Source organism: Agrococcus sp. Marseille-Q4369, assembly GCF_018308945.1.
GTDB lineage: Bacteria > Actinomycetota > Actinomycetes > Actinomycetales > Microbacteriaceae > Agrococcus.
The window spans coordinates 16,575-34,726 of record NZ_CP070501.1 but is presented as its reverse complement, the minus strand read 5'-3'; the positions used below and the strand labels follow the sequence as shown (position 1 = coordinate 34,726).

21 protein-coding genes, 1 tRNA gene and 1 pseudogene are annotated in these 18,152 nt (G+C 72.8%); 9 read left to right on the top strand and 14 right to left on the bottom strand.

From position 1 onward, the window contains the following. Positions 1–44: 44 nt before the first annotated feature. From rdgB to JSQ78_RS00155, 6 genes are all read right to left on the bottom strand, one after another. Positions 45–674: an RdgB/HAM1 family non-canonical purine NTP pyrophosphatase gene (rdgB, locus tag JSQ78_RS00180; protein ID WP_249295745.1), complete on the bottom strand. Its 630-nt coding sequence runs from the start codon at positions 672–674 to the stop codon at positions 45–47. Beyond that, entirely contained in the window at positions 671–1,393 is a 723-nt protein-coding gene (gene rph / locus JSQ78_RS00175; protein WP_211448432.1) for a ribonuclease PH, read from the bottom strand. The genes rdgB and rph overlap by 4 nt, the downstream gene beginning before the upstream one ends. Before the next feature lie 10 nt (positions 1,394–1,403). Next, positions 1,404–2,267 (bottom strand): glutamate racemase, encoded by an 864-nt coding sequence (gene murI, locus JSQ78_RS00170; protein ID WP_211448430.1) that lies wholly within the window; start codon positions 2,265–2,267, stop codon positions 1,404–1,406. Positions 2,268–2,326: 59 nt separating this feature from the next. Beyond that, positions 2,327–2,815 (bottom strand): hypothetical protein, encoded by a 489-nt coding sequence (locus tag JSQ78_RS00165; RefSeq protein ID WP_211448428.1) that lies wholly within the window; start codon positions 2,813–2,815, stop codon positions 2,327–2,329. 8 nt (positions 2,816–2,823) lie between these two features. Beyond that, entirely contained in the window at positions 2,824–3,126 is a 303-nt protein-coding gene (locus JSQ78_RS00160; protein ID WP_211448423.1) for a hypothetical protein, read from the bottom strand. A gap of 166 nt (positions 3,127–3,292) precedes the next feature. Next, the gene (locus JSQ78_RS00155) at positions 3,293–3,613 is read right to left on the bottom strand and encodes a GNAT family N-acetyltransferase (RefSeq protein WP_211448422.1); all 321 of its coding nucleotides are present in this window, start codon (positions 3,611–3,613) and stop codon (positions 3,293–3,295) included. A 27-nt stretch (positions 3,614–3,640) separates the two neighbouring features. Between JSQ78_RS00155 and JSQ78_RS00150 the strand changes: the two genes are divergently transcribed. From JSQ78_RS00150 to JSQ78_RS00135, 4 genes are read left to right on the top strand one after another with little or no spacing between them, the layout of a single operon-like run. Further along, positions 3,641–4,474, top strand: coding sequence for an ABC transporter ATP-binding protein (locus JSQ78_RS00150; protein WP_211448420.1), 834 nt, complete (start codon positions 3,641–3,643; stop codon positions 4,472–4,474). Further along, positions 4,471–5,112, top strand: coding sequence for an ABC transporter permease (locus JSQ78_RS00145; protein WP_211448418.1), 642 nt, complete (start codon positions 4,471–4,473; stop codon positions 5,110–5,112). Before JSQ78_RS00150 ends, JSQ78_RS00145 begins: the two co-directional genes overlap by 4 nt. Next, positions 5,109–5,807 (top strand): ABC transporter permease, encoded by a 699-nt coding sequence (locus JSQ78_RS00140; RefSeq protein WP_211448416.1) that lies wholly within the window; start codon positions 5,109–5,111, stop codon positions 5,805–5,807. The genes JSQ78_RS00145 and JSQ78_RS00140 overlap by 4 nt, the downstream gene beginning before the upstream one ends. After that, complete coding sequence (locus JSQ78_RS00135) at positions 5,804–6,742, top strand: ABC transporter substrate-binding protein (protein ID WP_211448415.1); 939 nt, start codon at positions 5,804–5,806, stop codon at positions 6,740–6,742. The genes JSQ78_RS00140 and JSQ78_RS00135 overlap by 4 nt, the downstream gene beginning before the upstream one ends. On the opposite strand, the gene JSQ78_RS00130 is transcribed toward JSQ78_RS00135, so the two are convergent. Continuing rightward, positions 6,739–7,299: a GNAT family N-acetyltransferase gene (locus JSQ78_RS00130; protein WP_211448413.1), complete on the bottom strand. Its 561-nt coding sequence runs from the start codon at positions 7,297–7,299 to the stop codon at positions 6,739–6,741. The two genes, JSQ78_RS00135 and JSQ78_RS00130, sit on opposite strands and share 4 nt — an antisense overlap. Before the next feature lie 74 nt (positions 7,300–7,373). Here JSQ78_RS00130 and JSQ78_RS00125 point away from each other — a divergent pair, with 74 nt between their 5' ends. After that, a complete protein-coding gene (locus JSQ78_RS00125) occupies positions 7,374–8,663 on the top strand; it encodes a nicotinate phosphoribosyltransferase (RefSeq protein WP_211450418.1) in 1,290 nt (429 codons plus the stop codon). A 28-nt stretch (positions 8,664–8,691) separates the two neighbouring features. Here the strand turns inward: JSQ78_RS00125 and JSQ78_RS00120 are convergent, their stop codons facing one another. Next, entirely contained in the window at positions 8,692–8,970 is a 279-nt protein-coding gene (locus JSQ78_RS00120) for a DUF3039 domain-containing protein (RefSeq protein WP_211448412.1), read from the bottom strand. A 108-nt stretch (positions 8,971–9,078) separates the two neighbouring features. On the opposite strand from JSQ78_RS00120, the gene JSQ78_RS00115 reads away from it, so the two are divergent. Further along, on the top strand, positions 9,079–9,939 hold the full coding sequence (locus JSQ78_RS00115; protein WP_211448410.1) for a hypothetical protein: 861 nt from the start codon (positions 9,079–9,081) through the stop codon (positions 9,937–9,939). Positions 9,940–9,949: 10 nt separating this feature from the next. Here JSQ78_RS00115 and JSQ78_RS00110 read toward each other — a convergent pair whose 3' ends face one another. After that, positions 9,950–11,410: a S1C family serine protease gene (locus JSQ78_RS00110; protein ID WP_211448408.1), complete on the bottom strand. Its 1,461-nt coding sequence runs from the start codon at positions 11,408–11,410 to the stop codon at positions 9,950–9,952. 60 nt (positions 11,411–11,470) lie between these two features. Here JSQ78_RS00110 and JSQ78_RS00105 point away from each other — a divergent pair, with 60 nt between their 5' ends. Then, the gene (locus JSQ78_RS00105; RefSeq protein ID WP_211448406.1) at positions 11,471–12,694 is read left to right on the top strand and encodes an aminotransferase class I/II-fold pyridoxal phosphate-dependent enzyme; all 1,224 of its coding nucleotides are present in this window, start codon (positions 11,471–11,473) and stop codon (positions 12,692–12,694) included. Between the two features lie 12 nt (positions 12,695–12,706). On the opposite strand, the gene JSQ78_RS00100 is transcribed toward JSQ78_RS00105, so the two are convergent. Next, positions 12,707–13,507, bottom strand: coding sequence for a carbon-nitrogen hydrolase family protein (locus tag JSQ78_RS00100; protein WP_211448404.1), 801 nt, complete (start codon positions 13,505–13,507; stop codon positions 12,707–12,709). Positions 13,508–13,591: 84 nt separating this feature from the next. On the opposite strand from JSQ78_RS00100, the gene JSQ78_RS00095 reads away from it, so the two are divergent. Both JSQ78_RS00095 and JSQ78_RS00090 read left to right on the top strand, forming a co-directional pair. Continuing rightward, the gene (locus JSQ78_RS00095) at positions 13,592–13,897 is read left to right on the top strand and encodes a thiamine-binding protein (RefSeq protein WP_211448402.1); all 306 of its coding nucleotides are present in this window, start codon (positions 13,592–13,594) and stop codon (positions 13,895–13,897) included. Further along, positions 13,894–14,610, top strand: a complete 717-nt coding sequence (locus JSQ78_RS00090) for an AIM24 family protein (protein ID WP_211448400.1) — start codon at positions 13,894–13,896, stop codon at positions 14,608–14,610. Before JSQ78_RS00095 ends, JSQ78_RS00090 begins: the two co-directional genes overlap by 4 nt. Position 14,611: 1 nt before the next feature. Here the strand turns inward: JSQ78_RS00090 and JSQ78_RS00085 are convergent, their stop codons facing one another. The 4 genes and pseudogenes from JSQ78_RS00085 to JSQ78_RS00070 form a co-directional block, all read right to left on the bottom strand. Next, positions 14,612–14,758 (bottom strand): hypothetical protein, encoded by a 147-nt coding sequence (locus JSQ78_RS00085; RefSeq protein ID WP_211448398.1) that lies wholly within the window; start codon positions 14,756–14,758, stop codon positions 14,612–14,614. 62 nt (positions 14,759–14,820) lie between these two features. Further along, positions 14,821–14,943: pseudogene (locus JSQ78_RS13725) on the bottom strand (methyltransferase domain-containing protein); the annotation flags it as partial. A gap of 85 nt (positions 14,944–15,028) precedes the next feature. After that, positions 15,029–15,102, bottom strand: a tRNA-Met gene (locus tag JSQ78_RS00075). 46 nt (positions 15,103–15,148) lie between these two features. After that, complete coding sequence (locus JSQ78_RS00070; protein ID WP_211450417.1) at positions 15,149–18,106, bottom strand: UPF0182 family membrane protein; 2,958 nt, start codon at positions 18,104–18,106, stop codon at positions 15,149–15,151. Positions 18,107–18,152 lie beyond the last annotated feature (46 nt).

Here is an 18,152-nt window from a genome sequence, read left to right as displayed (position 1 = left end):
GGTCGGCTCGGCGAGAACGGGTCGGTTCGGCGCGAGTCGGGCGGCTACGCGGGCTGGATGCGCTCCGCGAGCGCCGCGAACGCGATCCGGCGGTGGCTCAGCGCATCCTTCTCGTCGGCGCTCAGCTCGGCCGAGGAGCGGCCGCCGCCGTCGTGGGGCACGAAGATCGGGTCGTACCCGAACCCGCCGTCGCCGCGCGGCGCATCCGCGACCTCGCCGGCCCACTCCCCGCGCACCGCGAACTCGCCCTCGGCGTCGACCCACGCGGCCGCGCACACGAAGCGCGCGCCGCGATCGGCGTGCTCGGCGAGGTTCGCGAGCAGCAGCTCGAGGTTGTCGCGATCGTCGCGCGTGCCCGCGTAGCGAGCCGAGTGGATGCCGGGGGCGCCGTCGAGCGCGTCGACCTCGATGCCCGAGTCGTCGGCGATCGCCGGCAGCCCCGTGCGCTCGTGCGCGGCGCGCGCCTTGATCAGGGCGTTCGCCTCGAAGGTGTCGCCGTCCTCGATCGGCTCCGGGCCGTCGTCGGGCAGCAGCTCGATGCCGGGCAGGAGCGGCGCGAGGATGCGCTGCAGCTCCTCGACCTTGTGGGGGTTGCGGGTCGCGACGACGACCTGCAGTCCGCCGCCGCGCGGGTCGATGCCCGTCGAGCCGAAGCCCGTGTCGACGGGGCTCACGCGAGCGCCTCGCGCTGGAGCTCCGTCAGCCGGGCGGTGCCGGCGAGCGCGAGGTCGAGCAGCGCGTCGAGCTCCGAGCGGTCGAAGGGCGCGCCTTCGGCCGTGCCCTGCACCTCGACGAGCAGCCCGCGCCCGGTCGCGACGACGTTCATGTCGGTGCCGGCGCGCACGTCCTCGAGGTAGTCCAGGTCGAGCGTCGGCTCGCCGTCGACGATGCCGACCGAGACGGCCGCGACCGAGTCGACGAGCGGCTTCGCGCTCTTCGGCGCCCGGCCTTGCGCCTGCGCCCACGCGACCGCGTCGGCGAGCGCGACGTAGGCGCCCGTGATCGCGGCGGTGCGCGTGCCGCCGTCGGCCTGCAGCACGTCGCAGTCGACGGTGATCGAGAGCTCGCCGAGCGCCTTCATGTCGACGCCCGCGCGCAACGAGCGGCCGATGAGGCGCGAGATCTCGTGGGTGCGCCCGCCGACGCGCCCCTTCACGCTCTCGCGATCCATCCGCTCGTTCGTCGAGCGCGGCAGCATCGCGTACTCCGCCGTCACCCAGCCCTTGCCCTTGCCCGCCATCCAGCGCGGCACCGTCGGCATGACGGATGCGGTGCACAGCACGCGCGTGCCGCCGAACGAGATGAGGGCGCTCCCCTCGGCCTGCGCGCTCCAGCCCCGCTCGATCGTGACCTCGCGCAGCTGATCGAGCTGCCTGCCGTCCTTGCGTGCCATGGTCTCTCCTTCAGTCGGTGCGGCCGGGCAGCTGGATGACCCCGGTCTGGTGGAACTCGACGTGCGTGACCTCCGGCCCGAGGAAGCGGCGCGCGAGCCGCAGGAACGGCTCCTGCGCCTCGGTCGTCGCCTCGAACTCGTAGCTGGGCGTCGCGCCGACGGGCGCGAGCATGCGCCGGTCGCTCAGCATGCGGTACACGTCGCCCGCCGTCTCCTCGGCGCTCGAGACGAGCCGAACGTCGGGGCCCGCGACGTAGCCGATCGCGCCGGCGAGCAGCGGGTAGTGGGTGCAGCCGAGCACGAGGGTGTCGAGGCCCTCGGCGAGCAGCGGCTCGAGGTACTCGTGCGCCGCCTCGAGCACCTCGTCGCCCGTCGTGACGCCCGCCTCGACGAACTCGACGAAGCGCGGCGCCGCGCCGGCGGCGACGTGCGGCACCCCAGCGGCGGCGAACGCGCGCTGGTAGGCGCCGGAGCCGATCGTGCCGGCCGTGCCGATCACGCCGATGCGGCCGGAGCGGCTCTGCGCGACCGCGGCGCGCACGGCGGGGTCGATGACCTCGACGACGGGGATGCCCATCCCCTCCTCGTAGCGCTCGCGCGCGACGTCGAGGGTCGCGGCGGACGCGGTGTTGCACGCGATGACGAGCATCTTGACGCCTTGCGCGACGAGCGTGTCGAGCACGTCGAGCGCGAGCGCCCGCACCTCGGCCTGCTCGCGCGGACCGTAGGGGCCGTTCGCGGTGTCGCCGATGTAGGTGATCGACTCGGCCGGCAGCTGGTCGATGAGCGCCCTCGCCACGGTGAGCCCGCCGACGCCGCTGTCGAAGACTCCGATCGGGCGCTGCACGCTCGCAAGCCTATCCGCGGCCTCCATGTGCCTGGATGCCTTCAACGCGCGCGCGGCCGACGATGCGTCGTGGCCAGCCGAGAACGCTAGAGCGGCTCTACAGCGGCTCGCAGATCGACCATGCCCGCTGGCAGGGAGTCGAACCAGCGGGCCAAGGGCTCGCTGACGCACACGACGTCGATGTGCAGAGCCATGCGGCCCTCGGCCTCGTGCCCACCTGTCGCGAGTGGATCGTCGATCTCCAGGGCGTGCAGAGCATCGAGAGCGGCGCGCGCATCGAGCGGCTCCCATGACGTCTCGCTCTCGGCGTCCAACGACCTCCAGTCGGCCAGGGTAGGAAGCTCGATCGCTCGCATCTCCTCAACCGAGATCCGACCATGCGCGTTCTGAGCCCCGGACGCAGAACCATCAAGGTGCAGCTCACCCGTTACTTCGATCGCAGTGCCAGGAATCGCACTGCGATCGAGCAGCACCGTGATGTGCGGGGACAGCCGGCGGCGAGTGGTAAGTCCCAGCCGAGCGCCGTCGGCCCCGACAATGCCGGTCGCGCGGACTCGCGAGCCATCGACGAACACCGATGGTCTCACTCAATGCCGCCGTACCAGTAGTGCACGTGCATCGACCACTTCGAATCGCCCGGGTGCCTGACGCAGGTCCAGCCGCTCATGTTCCGCATGTGCTCGTAATTCTTCAGCGCGTAGCCGCGAGCATCGCACGAGGACTTCGAATTGAAGTAGTCATGATAGAAGTCGTACACGGTGGCGCCAGCATTGGTCGTGTAGTCGACGGAATGCTGCACCGTTGCGCTCGACCGAGTTTCAACGCCTGCAGCAGAAGGCGCCACGAGCAGGCTGACGATCAATCCGAATCGCAGGAGTGCGTTCATGGGCTCACCGTACGTGCCGCCCTCGGACTGCACAACGGGTCGACGAGACTCACCTGCGATCCGGGGCGGCCGGCGCGAGGGTGGGCGCTCGCGTGGCCGAGCATCGAGACGCGGCCTGCGGCCGCTCCTCGGCCGTGCGTCCTCACGTTCACCGCGAGGGTCAGCGCTACCGACGCAGCATCCGGTGCATGGGGATGCCGCCCCACGTGGGCCCGGTCGAGACCTGCTCGTCGAGGTGCTCGAAGCCGCGCCGCTCGTAGAAGCGGGCAGCCCTCGCGTTGCCGTCGATGAGCCAGAGGTAGTGGGGCCGCTCGTCGACGACGGCGTCGAACAGCGCCGCGCCGAGCCCCGTGCCGTGCATCTCGGCCGCGACGTAGAGCCGGTCGAGCTCGCGATCGGCCGGCGACGGCAAGCCTAGTCGTGGCGCGTTCACGGGCTGCTCGTAGGCGCGACCCGAGAGGATGTCGCCGGCGGGCGGTATCGTCATCCCTCCGCGAAGGTGAGGAGAACCTGCGTGATCGAGTTCGACGCGGTGCGCAAGGAGTACCCGGGCGGCACCGTCGCGGTCGCCGGCTTCAGCCTGCGCATGCCGTCGCACTCGGTCGTCGCCCTCGTCGGCTCCTCGGGCAGCGGCAAGACGACGCTCCTGCGCATGGTGAACCGCATGGTCGAGCCCTCGTCGGGCGCGGTCCGCATCGACGACGTCGACGTGCGCTCGCTCGACCCGGTGGGCCTGCGCCGCTCGATCGGCTACGTGCTGCAGGCGGGCGGCCTGCTCCCCCATCGCACGGTGGCCGACAACGTCGCGACCGTGCCCGTGCTCGCGGGGCGCTCGCGCCGCGAGGCGAGGGCGGATGCGCTCGGCCTCCTCGAGCGCGTCGGCCTCGACCCAGCCCTCGCCGACCGCTACCCCGCACAGCTCTCCGGCGGCCAGCAGCAGCGCGTCGGCGTCGCGCGGGCGCTCGCCGCCGACCCGAACATCCTGCTCATGGACGAGCCGTTCGGCGCCGTCGACCCGATCGTGCGCGAGCAGCTGCAAGCCGAGCTCCGCGCGCTGCAGGCCGAGCTCGGCAAGACGATCCTGTTCGTCACCCACGACGTCGACGAGGCCTTCGCGCTCGCCGACGAAGTGGTCGTGCTGCGCGCGGGCGCCGAGATCGCGCAGCGCGGCACGCCGACCGAGATCCTCGCCGCCCCCGCCGACGACTTCGTCGCCGCCTTCGTGGGCGCCGGCACCGCGCGCCGCACCCTGCGCATCCGCGAGCTCGACGGGCGTCGCATCGTCGTCGACGGCGACGACCGCCCGACGGGCGTGCTCGAGGCCGACGCCCGCGAGGACGCGCCGTGACGTGGCTGAGCCAGAACCTCCACATCGTGTGGGGGCTACTGGCCGATCACCTGCTGCTCTCGGTGCCGCCGATCCTGCTGAGCCTCGTCATCTCGGTGCCGCTCGGGCGGCTCGCGGCCGGGAGCCGCCGCTGGCGCACGCCGCTGCTGACCGGCACGGGCCTCCTCTACGCGATCCCGTCGCTGCCGCTGTTCGTCATCATCCCCGCGCTCACGGGCTTCGCGCTCCGCTCGTCCGCGACGATCATCACCGCGCTCACGCTCTACGGCTGCGCGCTCCTCGTGCGCGGGGCGGCGGATGCGTTCGCCTCCGTCCCCGAGGACGTCCGGCTCGCGGCTGAGGCGACCGGGCACTCCCGCTGGGCGAGCTTCTGGCGGGTCGAGCTGCCGCTCGCCGGCCCCGTGCTGCTGTCGTCGCTGCGGGTCGTGGTCGTCTCGACCGTCAGCCTCGTGACGGTCGGCGCGGTCATCGGCATCGCGAGCCTCGGCACGCTCTTCACCGACGGGTTCCAGCGCGGCATCGAGGCCTCGATCCTCACCGGCATCGTGCTCACCGTCGTGGTCGCGGTCGTGCTCGACGCGCTGTGCGTGCTCGCGGGGCGCGCGGCGATGCCCTGGCTGCGGGCGGTGGCGGCGTGAACCTGGTGCTCGACGCGCTCGCGTGGCTGCTCGACTCCGCGAACTGGGACGGGCGCGGCGGGATCGGCGCGCGCATCCTCGAGCACCTCGGGTTCTCGGCCGCGGTCGTGGCGGCAGCGTGTGCGATCGGGATCCCCGCGGGCGTCGCGATCGGCCACTCGGGCCGGGGCCGCTCGCTCGTAATCGTGCTCACGAGCGGTGCGCGCGCGCTGCCGACGCTCGGCCTCCTGACCGTCCTCGGCCTCGCGCTCGGCATCGGGCTCGACGCGCCGTTCCTCGCGCTCCTCGTGCTCGCGCTGCCGCCCGTGCTCGCGGGCGCGTACGCGGGCGTCGAGTCGGTCGCGCGCGAGACCGTCGGCGCCTCGCGCGCGATCGGCATGACCGAGTGGCAGATCGTGCGCGGCGTCGAGCTGCCGCTCGCCGCGCCCGTGCTGCTCGGCGGCGTCCGCTCCGCCGCCCTGCAGGTCATCTCGACCGCGACGCTCGCCGCGTACGTCGCCGACACCGGCCTCGGGCGCCCGCTGTTCGAGGGACTCAAGACGCAGCGCTACGACATGATGCTCGGCGCCTCGCTCGTCGTCGCGCTCCTCGCGCTCGTCGTCGAACTCGGCTTCCAGCTCGTCCAATCCGCCGCGGCCCGCCGCGCCGAACCCCACCGTGCGCCGTCTGGCGCGAGAGAGAGGATCTCCGCATGATCAGGACCAGCACCCACCGGGCGGCGATCGCCCTCGCCGCCGTCGGCACCGCGAGCGCCGTGCTCGTCGGCTGCGCGAGCGCCGACCCCCTCGCCGCGGACGAGAGCACCGCGCCCTCGAGCGGCGGCGACGGCACGACCCTCGTCGTCGGCTCGCAGGACTACTACTCGAGCGAGATCATCGCCGAGCTGTACGCGCAGGCGCTCGAGGCCGCGGGCTACACGATCGACCGGCAGCTGCGCATCGGGCAGCGCGAGGTCTACGTGCCCGAGATCGAGTCGGGGGCGATCGACCTCTTCCCCGAGTACACGGGGCCGCTGCTGCAGTACTGGAGCCCCGACCCCGAGGAGCGGCTGACCGACGAGGTGTACGACGCGCTCGTCGAGGCGGCGCCCGAGGGCATCACGATCCTCGACCAGGCCGAGGCGACCGACCAGGACTCCTACGTCGTCACGCGCGAATTCGCCGACGAGTACGGCCTCGAGACGGTCGCCGACCTCGCGGAGGTGGACGTGCCGCTCACGATGGGCGCCAACTCCGAGGCCGAGAGCCGCCCGAACGGCCCCCAAGGGCTCGCGAGCGTCTACGGCATCGAGGTCGGCTTCACGCCGATCGAGGACGGCGGCGGCCCGCTCACGATCCGGGCGCTGCAGGACGGCGACATCCAGCTCGCGATCGTCTACACCGCCGACCCGACGATCGCGCAGAACGACCTCGTCGTGCTCGAGGACACGGAGGGACTGTTCCTCGCCTCGCATGTCGTCCCGGTCGCGAGCGACCGCGTCGACGAGGCCGCGCAGGAGGTCGTGAACGGCGTCACCGCTGCGCTGTCGTCCGACGCGCTCATCGAGCTCAACCGGCGCAGCGTCGAGCAGCAGTCGCCCGCGGCCGACATCGCTCGCGCCTGGCTCGAGGAGGAGGGGCTCGTCGGCTAGCGCCGCAGCATGCGGTGCATCGGGATGCCGCCCCACGTCGGCCCGGTCGACACCCGCTCGTCGAGGTGCTCGAAGCCCCGCCGCTCGTAGAAGCGAGCGGCGCGGGCGTTGCCGTCGATGAGCCACAGGTAGTGGGGTCGCTCGTCGACGACCGCGTCGAACAGGGCCGCGCCGAGCCCGGTGCCGTGCATCTCGGCCGCGACGTAGAGCCGGTCGAGCTCGCGATCGGCCGGCGGCGGCACGAGGCCGAGCTCGCGCTCCCAGCGCGCCGGCGCGGGGCCGGCAGCGGCGATGCCGACGATGCGCCCGCCGCGCCACGCGACGCGGCGCACGGCCTCGCCCGGCTCGCCGAAGGCGTGCGCGAGTCCCGCGACATTCGCCTGGTCAAGGCCGCGGGAGCCGAAGTCGTCGGGCAGCTGCCCCGCGTAGGTGCGCTGCTGCTCGGCGACGAGGAAGCGGGCCCACGCCTCGGCGTCCTCCGGCCGGGGGGCCCGCAGCTCGACCCCCTCGGGCAGTTGTCGCTCGCTCGTCCGGGTGGGTCGGGTCTCGTCGCGCACCGGCCCACGCTACCGGTTCCCGGTCGCTCGCTCGGCGGTCGGCATAGGCTGGCGCCGTGACCGACACCGCGCTCATGACCGACCGCTACGAACTGACGATGATCGACGCCGCGCTGCGCTCCGGCACGGCGTTCCGGCCCTCCGCGTTCGAGGTCTTCGCCCGCCGACTGCCGGGCGCGCGCCGCTACGGCGTCGTCGCCGGCACGGGCCGCTTCCTCGAGCGGCTCGCCGAGTTCCGCTTCGGCGACGCGCAGCTCGCGTTCCTCCGCGACGAGCGCGTCGTCTCCGCCGAGCTCATCGAGTGGCTCGCCGACTACCGCTTCTCGGGCGACATCCGCGGCTACGCCGAGGGCGAGGCCTACTTCCCCGGCTCCCCCATCCTCGTCGTCGAGGGCTCGTTCGCCGAGGCGGTCGTGCTCGAGACCGTCGCGCTCTCGGTGCTCAACTACGATTCGGCGGTCGCGAACGCCGCGACGCGCATGCACCGCGCCGCGAAGGGCCGCCCGCTCGCCGAGATGGGCTCGCGCCGCGCGAGCGAGGAGTCTGCGATCGCCGCCGCGCGCGCCGCCTACATCGCCGGCTTCGGCGCGACGAGCAACCTCGCCGCAGGCGCCCGCTGGGGCATCCCGACGATGGGCACCGCCGCCCACTCCTTCACGCTCCTGCACGACTCCGAGGCCGAGGCGTTCCAGGCGCAGATCGACACGCTCGGGGTCGGCACGACGCTGCTCGTCGACACCTACGACATCGAGCAGGGCATCCGCACGGCGATCGAAGTCGCGGGCCCGCGGCTCGGCGGCATCCGCCTCGACTCGGGCGACCTCGCCGACGTCGCCGCCGAGGCGCGCGCGCTGCTCGACTCGCTCGGCGCGACCGAGACGCGCATCACCGTGACGAGCGACCTCGACGAGTACGCGATCGCGGGGCTCCAGGCGAGCCCCGTCGATGCGTACGGCGTCGGCACGAGCGTCGTCACCGGCTCCGGGGCGCCCGCGGCCGGCATGGTCTACAAGCTCGTCTCGCGGCAGGGCGACGACGGTCAGTGGGTCGGGGTCGGGAAGCGCAGCGAGGACAAGGCCTCGCAGCCGGGCGAGAAGGTCGCGGTGCGAACGCTCGAGCACGGCGTCGCCGTCGAGGAGACCGTGCTCGTGGGCGACGACCCCGCGACGCTCGCCGCGGCCGCCGAACGGGGCCGCCCGCTGCAGGTGCCGCTCGTGCGCTCGGGCGAGATCCAGCCCGAGTGGCTCGGGCACGGGGGCGTCGAGCTCGCCCGGCAGCGCCACGCCGCGTCCGTCGAGGAGCTGCCCGCCGAGGCGCACCGGCTCGCGCGCGGCGAGCCCGCCATCCCCACCGTCTTCCGCTGACGCATCCGGCCGTCAGCGGCCACCGGGGTCACTCAGCGCGCAGCTTCTCGTAGATCTCCTTGCAGGCGGGGCAGATCGGGAACTTCTCCGGGTCGCGCCCGGGCGTCCACTTCTTCCCGCACAGCGCGCGCACGGGCTTGCCCGAGAGCGCCGACTGCAGGATCTTCTCCTTCTTGACGTAGTGCGAGAAGCGGTCGTGGTCGCCGTCCTCGACCGACTCCTCGTTGAGCAGCTTCTCGAGCTCGCGGTCGAGCACGTCGGTGCTGCCGCCCGTGCCGACGGTGTCCGGTCCAGGGGTGAGGGTCATGCGAGCCATGATCCCACGCTCAGCCTCCTCCCGGCACGATCGGGACACGATGATGCGGGCAGGATGATGGATGCGTCGCGCACGCGACGAGGACGACGAGGGGATGCCATGGACGAGGTCGACCGCGACGAGGAGATGGGCTGGCTCATCACGACGCTCGAGAACATCCTGGGCGTGCAGCGGCCGCTCGTGGTCGGCCATCTGCGCAACCTGCGCCGGAAGCACCCTGCGATGACGCCCGAGCAGATGATCGCCCGGCTCGAGAAGCAGTACCTCGCGGCCGTCACGAGCGGCGGCGCGGCCGTCGGCGCGAGCGCCGTCGCGCCCGGCATCGGCACCGTCGCGTCGATCGGGCTCACCGCCGCCGAGACGGTCGTCTTCCTCGAAGCGAGCGCGTTCTTCGCGCAGGCCGTCGCCGAGGTGCACGGCATCGCGGTCGAGGACGAGCAGCGCGCGAAGGCGCTCGTCATGGGCCTCATGCTCGGCTCTGGCGGCAAGGCGCTCGTCAAGCGCGTCGCCGACCAGGCGCTGGGCCGCCGCGGCGGCGGCTCCGCGTTCTGGGGCCAGATGATCACGTCGTCGCTCCCGAGCGGCGCGATGGGACAGGTCATCGACCTCATGCGACGCGCGTTCCTGCGCCGCATGGCGAGGAACACGGGCGCGAACATGGTCGGTCGCGCGATGCCCTTCGGCATCGGCGCCGTCATCGGCGGCGTCGGCAACAACATGCTCGGCCGGCAGGTCGTCAAGGCCTCCCGCGAGGCGTTCGGCCCGCCGCCCGTGCGGCACCACGGCTTCCTCTCCCCCGCCGAGCGCGAGGAGCGAGTGAGCCTCGGCCGACGCATCCGCGAGGCGCGCGAGATCGAGCGGGAGGGGCTCGGCGGCGGCCTGCGGCGGCTGCGCGAGCGCCGCGGCGCCGGCGACACCGGCGACGGGGGCGACGGCGGCGCGAGCGCCGACGAGCGCTGAGGCGCGCCGGCTAGGAGAGCTCGCCGAGCGTGACCTCGACCTCGGCCCGCTCGCCGCCCCGCAGGTACTCGATCGTCACGGTCGCGCCTGCCGCGTGCGCGCGCACCTGGGCGGTCGCATCGACGGCGTTCGTGACCGGTGCCCCCTCGATCGCGGTGATGACGTCGCCGGACTGCAGGCCCGCCTCGGCCGCCGCGCCGCCGTCCGTGAGCTCCCGCAGCTGCCCGCCCACCGAGCCGATCGAGGCGTCGCGCACGTCGCTCACGGTCGCGCCGAGCAGCCCGTGCGTCGCCTCGCCGCGGTCGATGATCTCCTCGACCACGCGCTGCACGAGGCTCGACTCGATCGCGAAGCCGATGCCGATCGAGCCCGACGACTCGCCCTGGCCCATGCTCGCGATCGCGACGTTGACGCCGATGAGCTGTCCCGACGCGTTGAGCAGCGCGCCGCCGGAGTTGCCCGGGTTGATCGACGCATCCGTCTGCACGACGGGGATCGAGATGTCCTCCTGCGCGGCCTGCGCGCCGTTCTCCTGCCAGAAGCCGAACGGCGACTGCTGCGAGTCCTGCGAGTCGTCGGGCGCGGCGCTCGAGGCGATCCGCAGCCCGCGATCGACGGCCGAGACGATGCCGTCGGTGACCGAGTTCGAGAGGCCGAGCGGCGCCCCGATCGCGATCGCGGTGTCGCCCACCCGCACGTCGTCGCTCGACGCGAACGTCACGACCGGCAGCTCGGCGTCGACGCGCAGCACCGCGAGGTCGACGACGGGGTCGGTGCCGACGATCTCGGCGGCGAGCAGCCGGCCGTCGCTCGTCTCGACCGTGATGGATGCGTCGGCCGCCTGGCCGTCGAGCGTCACGACGTGGTTGTTGGTGACGATGTAGCCGCCGGGCGCGATCACGACGCCGGAGCCCTCGCCCGCGCCGGCGCGCGAGGCTGCCTGCACCGTCACGACGGAGGGGCCCGCGGCCGCGGCGACGTCGGCGATCGTGCCGGGGTCGGAGACCGGCTCGGCGGCGACGCCGCCGCTCGGCGCCGATTGCGTCTGCGGGGAGGTCTGCTGCGCCGCGAGCGCGCCGCCGCCGAAGCCCGTCGCACCGCCGATGAGCGCGGCGCCGACGATCGCGCCGACGACGAGCCCCGTGCTGCGGCGACGCGCGGGCGCCTGGGGGCTCGCGCCCGCCGGCTGCCCGTAGTGGGGCTGGGGGTCGCTCGGGCGACCGAAGGCCGAGGGTGCGGGCACCGAGGACGCGTAGGGAGCGGAGCCGAAGGGCGGCGCGGCGTCGGGCGTCGATCCGTACGGCGCCGTCGCGGGCGCGGGCTGCCCGCTCGGCTGGCCCGCGGCGGGGCTCTGCCACCGGGTCTCGTCCGCGGGTCGCGACCAGGGGTTCGGCACGTGGCCCTGGTGGCTCGCGGGATGCGGCTGCTCGTACGGGTTCGTCATGCCCTCGACGATGCCACGCCAATCCATGCGGTTGCTAAGCACTCGCAATGTCGACCGTTCGCGGTGCGAAGCGAGTAGCGTCGAGGCATGGAGGTCGATCGCCCGCACCGAGCACCCTGGCAGCGCACCGCGGCGGGGGCAGGCCTGCTGGGAGCCGATGGGCGCCTCGCGCCGACGATCTTCGCCGAGATGACGGCGCTCGCGACTCGCACCGGCGCCCTGAACCTGGGTCAGGGCTTCCCCGACGAGGACGGCCCGCGAGCGGTGCTCGACGCCGCGAAGCACGCGATCGACCACGGCCGCAACCAGTACGGACCCGGCCGCGGCGCGCCGGAGCTCATCGACGCGATCATCGAGCACCAGCGCCGCTTCTACGGCATCGGCCTCGGCCGCGGCGACGTGCTCATCACGGCCGGCGCGACCGAGGGCCTCGCCGCGACGATGCTCGCCTACCTCGAGCCGGGCGACGAGGTCGTCGTCTTCGAGCCCTACTACGACGCCTACGCCGCGGTCGCGGCGCTCGCGGGCGCGGTGCTCGTGCCCGTGCCGCTCACGGCTCCCGACTTCCAGCCCGACCCCGACCGGCTGCTGCGCGCGACGAGCCCCCGCACGCGCATGATCCTCGTGAACTCCCCGCACAACCCCACCGGCTCCGTCTTCAGCGAGGAGACCGTCCGGCACATCGTCCGCATCGCCGAGCGGCGCGACGCGCTCATCGTGACCGACGAGGTCTACGAGCACCTCGTCTACGACGAGGAGCACGTGCCGGTCGCGACGTTCCAGGCGGCGCGGGAGCGGCTCATCTCGATCTCCTCGGCCGGCAAGACCTTCTCGATCACCGGCTGGAAGGTCGGCTGGATCATGTCGACGCCCGAGCGGATCGCGCAGATCACGGCAGTCAAGCAGTACTTGACGTTCGTGAACGGCGCGCCGTTCCAGCCCGCGGTCGCGGTCGGGCTCCGCCTCCCCGACGAGCACTTCCAGACGATCCGAGACTCCTTCTGCCGCAAGCGGGACATCCTCACGCGAGGCTTGCGGAAGGCGGGCTTCAAGGTCAACGACGCGATGGCCGGCTACTTCGTGCTCGCCGACGCCGCCCCGCTCGGGATCGACGACGCGAGCGTGCTCGCGCGGCAGCTGCCCGAGCTCGCTGGCGTCGTGGGCGTGCCGCTCTCCGCCTTCGCGCGACCCTCGCGGCGCGACCTGCGCTCGACGATGCGCTTCGCCTTCTGCAAGTCCGACGACACCCTGCACCGGGCGGCCGAGCAGCTCGCTGCGCTCCGGGGCGTCGAGCTGCAGCCCGCGCGCTGAGCGCCGGGGCCGTCAGGCGATCCGGTAGCGACGGTTCGCGAGCGAGGGGTTGCGCCGCCGCGTCGCGGCCGTCACCGCCGGGTCGAGCGGCGCGATCGCGATGCCCTCCGCGTCGCCGAGCGCGGCGAGCGGGATCCCCATCGGGTCGGCGATGAGCGAGCAGCCGACGCCGAGCGGCGGCGCCTGTCCCGCCGCGACGACGTGCACCGTCGACTCGATCGCGCGCGCGGTCACGAGCGTCGTCCAGTGCCGCTCCTTCTGCGGTCCCCGCACCCACTCGGCGGGGACGAGGATGACGTCGGCCCCCGCATCCACGAGCCGCCTCGTCGTCTCGGGGAAGCGCAGGTCGTAGCACGTCTCGATGCCGATGCGCGTGCCGCGGAAGTCGACGACCGGCACTTGCGCGGCGTCGCCGGGCGTCAGCCAGTCCGACTCGCTCGAGCCGAACGCGTCGTAGAGGTGCACCTTGCGGTAGGCGACCCGGAGCCCGGATGCGTCGACGGCGACGACCGTGTTGCTCGGCCCCGCGTCCGTGCGCTCCACGAGGCCGGCCACGACGAGTGCGTCGTGCGCCGCGGCGCGCTCGGCGAGCATCGAGACGAAGGGCCCGTCGAGCGGCTCGGCGGCGCCGGGCGCGGTCGCGGCGAGCGTCGGCGAGCAGTGCTGCGCGTACTCGGGCAGCACGATGAGCGCAGCCCCCCGATCGGCCGCGCCGTCGATCCACGCCGCGGCCGCCGCGCGATTCGCGTCGACGTCCTCGGTCGCGGCGAGCTGCACCGCCGCCGCCATCAGCACCCCGGTCGCATCCGCCATGCCGACAGCCTACGGCGAGTGCGCGCGCCGGTGCTGGCGAACCGAGGCGGCTGGTGCGAGGATGCGACCGACGAAGGGAGCAGGATGCTCGTCGCATTCTCCATCGCGCCCGGCACGGCCGGCCCGGACGGCTCGGTGCACGACGCGGTCGCGGTCGCCGTGCGCGTCGTGCGTGACAGCGGGCTGTCGCACCGCACCGACGCGATGTTCACGACCGTGGAGGGCGAGTGGGACGAGGTGATGGCGGTCGTCAAGCGCGCGACCGACGCCGTGCTCGCCCTCTCGCCGCGCGCATCCCTCGTGCTGAAGGCCGACATCCGGCCCGGATGGACGGGCGAGCTCGACGGCAAGGTCGACCGGCTCGAGCGTGCCCTGGGGGCGGACGCATGAGGTCGGAGCTGTTCGCCGAGGCGAACCAGGAGACGCAGTCGACCGAACGCTGGGTGAAGCAGTCGAGCAAGATGCTGCGCATCACCGTCTCGGGGGGCGGCGACGTGCTCGCCGCGAAGGGCGCGATGGTCGCCTACCAGGGGCGCATGGAGTTCCAGCACGAGGGCGCGGGAGCGGCCCGCATGCTCAAGAAGCTCGTGACGGGCGAGGGCGCGCCGCTCATGCGCATCCGCGGCGAGGGCGAGGTCTTCCTCGCGCGCGACGCCGCGAACGTCTTCACGGTGCTGCTCGAGGGCGAGGGGCTGTCGGTGAGCGGCAAGAACCTGCTCGCGTTCGATCCCGACCTGCAGTGGGACATCAAGATGCTGCGCAGCGGCAACGTCATGGCCGGCGGCCTCTTCAACGTCGAGATCGGCGGGCGGGGCACGGTCGGCATCTCGTGCGAGGGCCAGCCGCTGCTGCTCGACTGCTCGCGCCAGCCGACCTTCGTCGACCCCAACGCGGCGGTCTGCTGGTCGGCGAACCTGCAGCCGAGCGTCGTGAGCAGCATGAACATGCGCTCGCTGCTCCGCGGCGGCACGGGCGAGGCGTTCCAGCTCGCCTTCCACGGGCCGGGCTTCGTCGTCGTGCAGCCGAGCGAGGGCCGACAGCAGCTCTCGGGCTCGAACGGCGGCGCCTCCTCCGGCGGAGGGCTCGGCAGCCTCTTCGAGTGAGTCAGGGGCGCGTGCCGCGCGCCGCCCACGCGACCGCCCGCAGCTCGAACGGCGGCGCGGGCAGCAGCTCGCGATAGCGCTCGCGCAGCCGCTCGAGACCCGCGTGGCCGACGGCCCGGACGGACCCCGCCCGTGATCCCACACGCACGCGGCGACGGTGCCGCCAGGGCGCACGACGCGAGCCATCTCGGCGACGCCCGCCGTCGCATCCGCCATGAAGTGCACGACGAGCTGCGCGAGCGACGCGTCGAACGCCTCGTCGGCGAACGGCAGCGCCTCAGCCGTGCCCTCGAGCGCCCGCACGTACGCATGGGCGGGGACGTCGAAGCCCATGCCGGGACGCTGCGCCGCCTGCCGGAGATGCAGAAGAGGCGCCCTCTCGGGCGCCTCTTCTGTGTGCCGCAGTTCGCGGACTTCGTTGCGGGGACAGGATTTGAACCTGCGACCTCCGGGTTATGAGCCCGGCGAGCTACCGAGCTGCTCCACCCCGCGGCACAAGAAGAGACTCTATCAGCCGCGGGGCGGAACGGCAAACCGGCTAGGGCGCGACCGTCTCGCTCGTCGCCGGCTCCTCGGCGGGAGCCGACTCCTCCGGCGCGACCTCAGGCGCCTCGGTGCCCTCGATCTCGGCCGAGATGTCGACCGCGCGCTGCACCGCCTCGTTGAGCCGGACCTCCGCCTCGGCGGCGGCGACGACGTCGCCCTCCGCGTACGCGGCCTGGCGCGCCTGGATCGCCGCGACGGCCTCCTGCAGGGCGGTGTCGAGCTGCGCCTGGAGGTCGGCTTCGGGCGCCTCTGCGCCCGGCTCCGTCGGCTCCTCGGCGTTCGGGTCGACGCCCGAGTCGCCCGCTTCGGCGCCGGAGTCGCCGCCGAAGAGCGCGTCGAGCGCCTCGTCGAGCGTGTCCTCGAAGGCGATGTCGTCGCCGAACGCCACGAGGATCTTGCGGAGCACCGGGAACGACGTCGCTCCCGTCGAGCGCAGGTAGACCGGCTGCACGTAGAGCAGGCCGCCGCCGACCGGGAGGGTCAGCAGGTTGCCGTTGATCACGTCGGACGCGCCCTGGCGCAGCAGGTTGAGCTCGCGCGAGACCTGGTCGTCGGTGTCGAAGGTGTTCTGCACCTGGCCGGGGCCGGGGATCGAGCGGTCCTTCGGCAGCATCTGCAGCGTCAGCTGCCCGTAGCTGTCGAGCCGCTCGCCCGCGGTGCCTCCCGCGTCGGCGTTCACCGACAGGTAGCCGTACAGCACCTCGCGGCCGTCCCTCGGGATGAAGGTCGAGTAGAGCGTGAACGCGGGGTCCTGCCCGTCCACCGACATCGTCAGGTAGTACGGCGGCTGCGGCGGCGCCTGCGTCTGCGTGCTCGACCACGTCGGATCGGAGGGCGTCGCCCACTGGTCGTCGCCCGAGAAGAAGGTCGCCGGGTCGGTGACGTGGTAGTCGCCGAGGATGCTGCGCTGCAGCTTGAACATGTCGGCCGGGTAGCGCACGTGGCTCATGAGCTCGCCCGACATCTCGCTCATCGGGCGGATGGTGCCGGGGTAGATCTCCTGCCACGCCTGCAGGATCGGGTCCTCCGTGTCCCACGCGTACAGCGTGACCGAGCCGTCGTACGCATCCACCACGGCCTTGACCGAGTTGCGCATGTAGTTGACGATGTCGCCCGGCGTGAACCCGGGGTTCGGGTTCGTGCTGTCGGCGATCGTCTGCGCGACCGAGCGGTGGGATGCGTAGGGGAACGACGACGACGTCGTCATGCCGTCGACGATCCACACGAGCCGCTCGTCGACGACCGCCGGGTAGGTGTCGGTGTCGAGCGTCAGGTAGGGCGCGACCTCGCCCACGCGCTGGCGCGGGTCGCGGTCGTAGAGGATCTGCGACTCCTCGTTGACCGCGTCGGAGAGGATGATCTGCTCCGACTGGAACTTGAGCGCGTAGACGAGCCGGTTGAGGAAGGCGTCGAGCTTCGGACCGCCCTCGCCCGAGAAGGTCGTGTTCGCGTTGCCGCTGCCCTCCTCGGTCGAGCGCGGGTAGTCGAGCTCGAGGTTGGGCGAGCCCTCGGGGCCGCCGACGATCGAGTAGTCGGGCGTCGACTCGCCGAAGTACACGCGCGGCTCGTAGTCGCCGAGCGCGCCGTCGGTCGGGATGCCCGCCTGCAGGAAGACCGGCTGCCCCTCGGGGCCGCGCTGGTTGCCGTACGCCGCCACGACGCCGTAGCCGTGGGTGTAGACGATGTGGCGGTTGTACCAGCTGTCCTCGTCGAGGCCCGAGAGGTCGAGCTCGCGCACCGCGATCACGGTGTCGGTCGTCTGGCCGTCGATCTCGTAGCGGTCGACGTCGAGCTGGTCGGGGAAGCCGTAGTACTGGCGGTACTCCTGCAGGTTCGCGAACGCGTCGGTGACGAGCGCGGGGTCGATGATGCGGATGTTCGCGGTCGTCTCCGCGTCCTCCCGCAGCGCGCCGGGCTCGGCGTCGGTGCGCGCGTCGGAGGGCGTCTCGACCATCTCGTCGACGCCCCACGCGGCGCGGGTCGCGTCGATGTTGCGCTGGATGTACTCGGCCTCGAGCGTCCTCGCGCTCGGGTCGACCTGGAATCGCTGCACGATCGCGGGGTAGGCGACCCCGACGACGAGCGACGACGCGATGAGCAGCGCCGTGCCGACGATCGCGACGCGCCAGCGGCCGATGATCGCGGTGATGATGAAGAAGACCGCGACGAGGCCGGCGATGCCCGCCATGATCTGCGCGCCCGGGATCGACGCGTTGACCTCGGTGTAGCCGGCGCCGGTCTCGAGGAAGCCCTGCGCGGGCATGACGAGCGAGGCGTACTGGCCGAGCCAGATCGAGACGCCGAGCGCGAGCATGTAGAGCGCGCCCGTGATGGCGAGCTGGATGCGCGCGGAGCGCGAGATGCGGAACTCGCGGCCCGTGACGCGGATCGCGCCGTAGAGGTAGGAGGTCGCGAGCGCCGCGACGAGGGAGATGAACAGCACCGCGAGCGCGAAGCCGACGATCGACTGGTAGAAGGGCAGCTCGAAGACGTAGAAGCCGACGTCGAAGCCGAACTGCGGGTCGGTCTCGCCGAAGGGCTTCCGGTGCAGCCACAGCTGCGCCGTCTCCCACTGCGACGCCGAGGCGATGCCCGCGAAGAGGCCGAGCACGGCGGGGGCCGCCCACATGCCCACGCGGCGCAGCGGCTCGACGAGCTCCTGGTAGCGGTCGAGCTGCGAGTTGAGCTGCGCGTAGACGGGCCGCGAGCGGAAGGCGATCTGCACGCTCAGGGCGAGCGGCACCGCCATGCCGAGGAAGCCGATGAGGAACATCACGAGCATCGACAGCCAGCGCGTCTGCAGCACCTGCAGGAAGCCGAGCTGGTCGAACCACAGGATGTCGGCGTAGAAGCCCGAGAAGAGCACGAACGCTCCGAGGAGCGCGGCGACGACGATCACCGTGATCAGCAGCGGCGACGGCCGCCTGCGGGTCGGCGCGGTCGTCGGCATGGGTCGGGCGGCGTTGTCAGACACGTCGGGATGCTCCAAGAGGGGG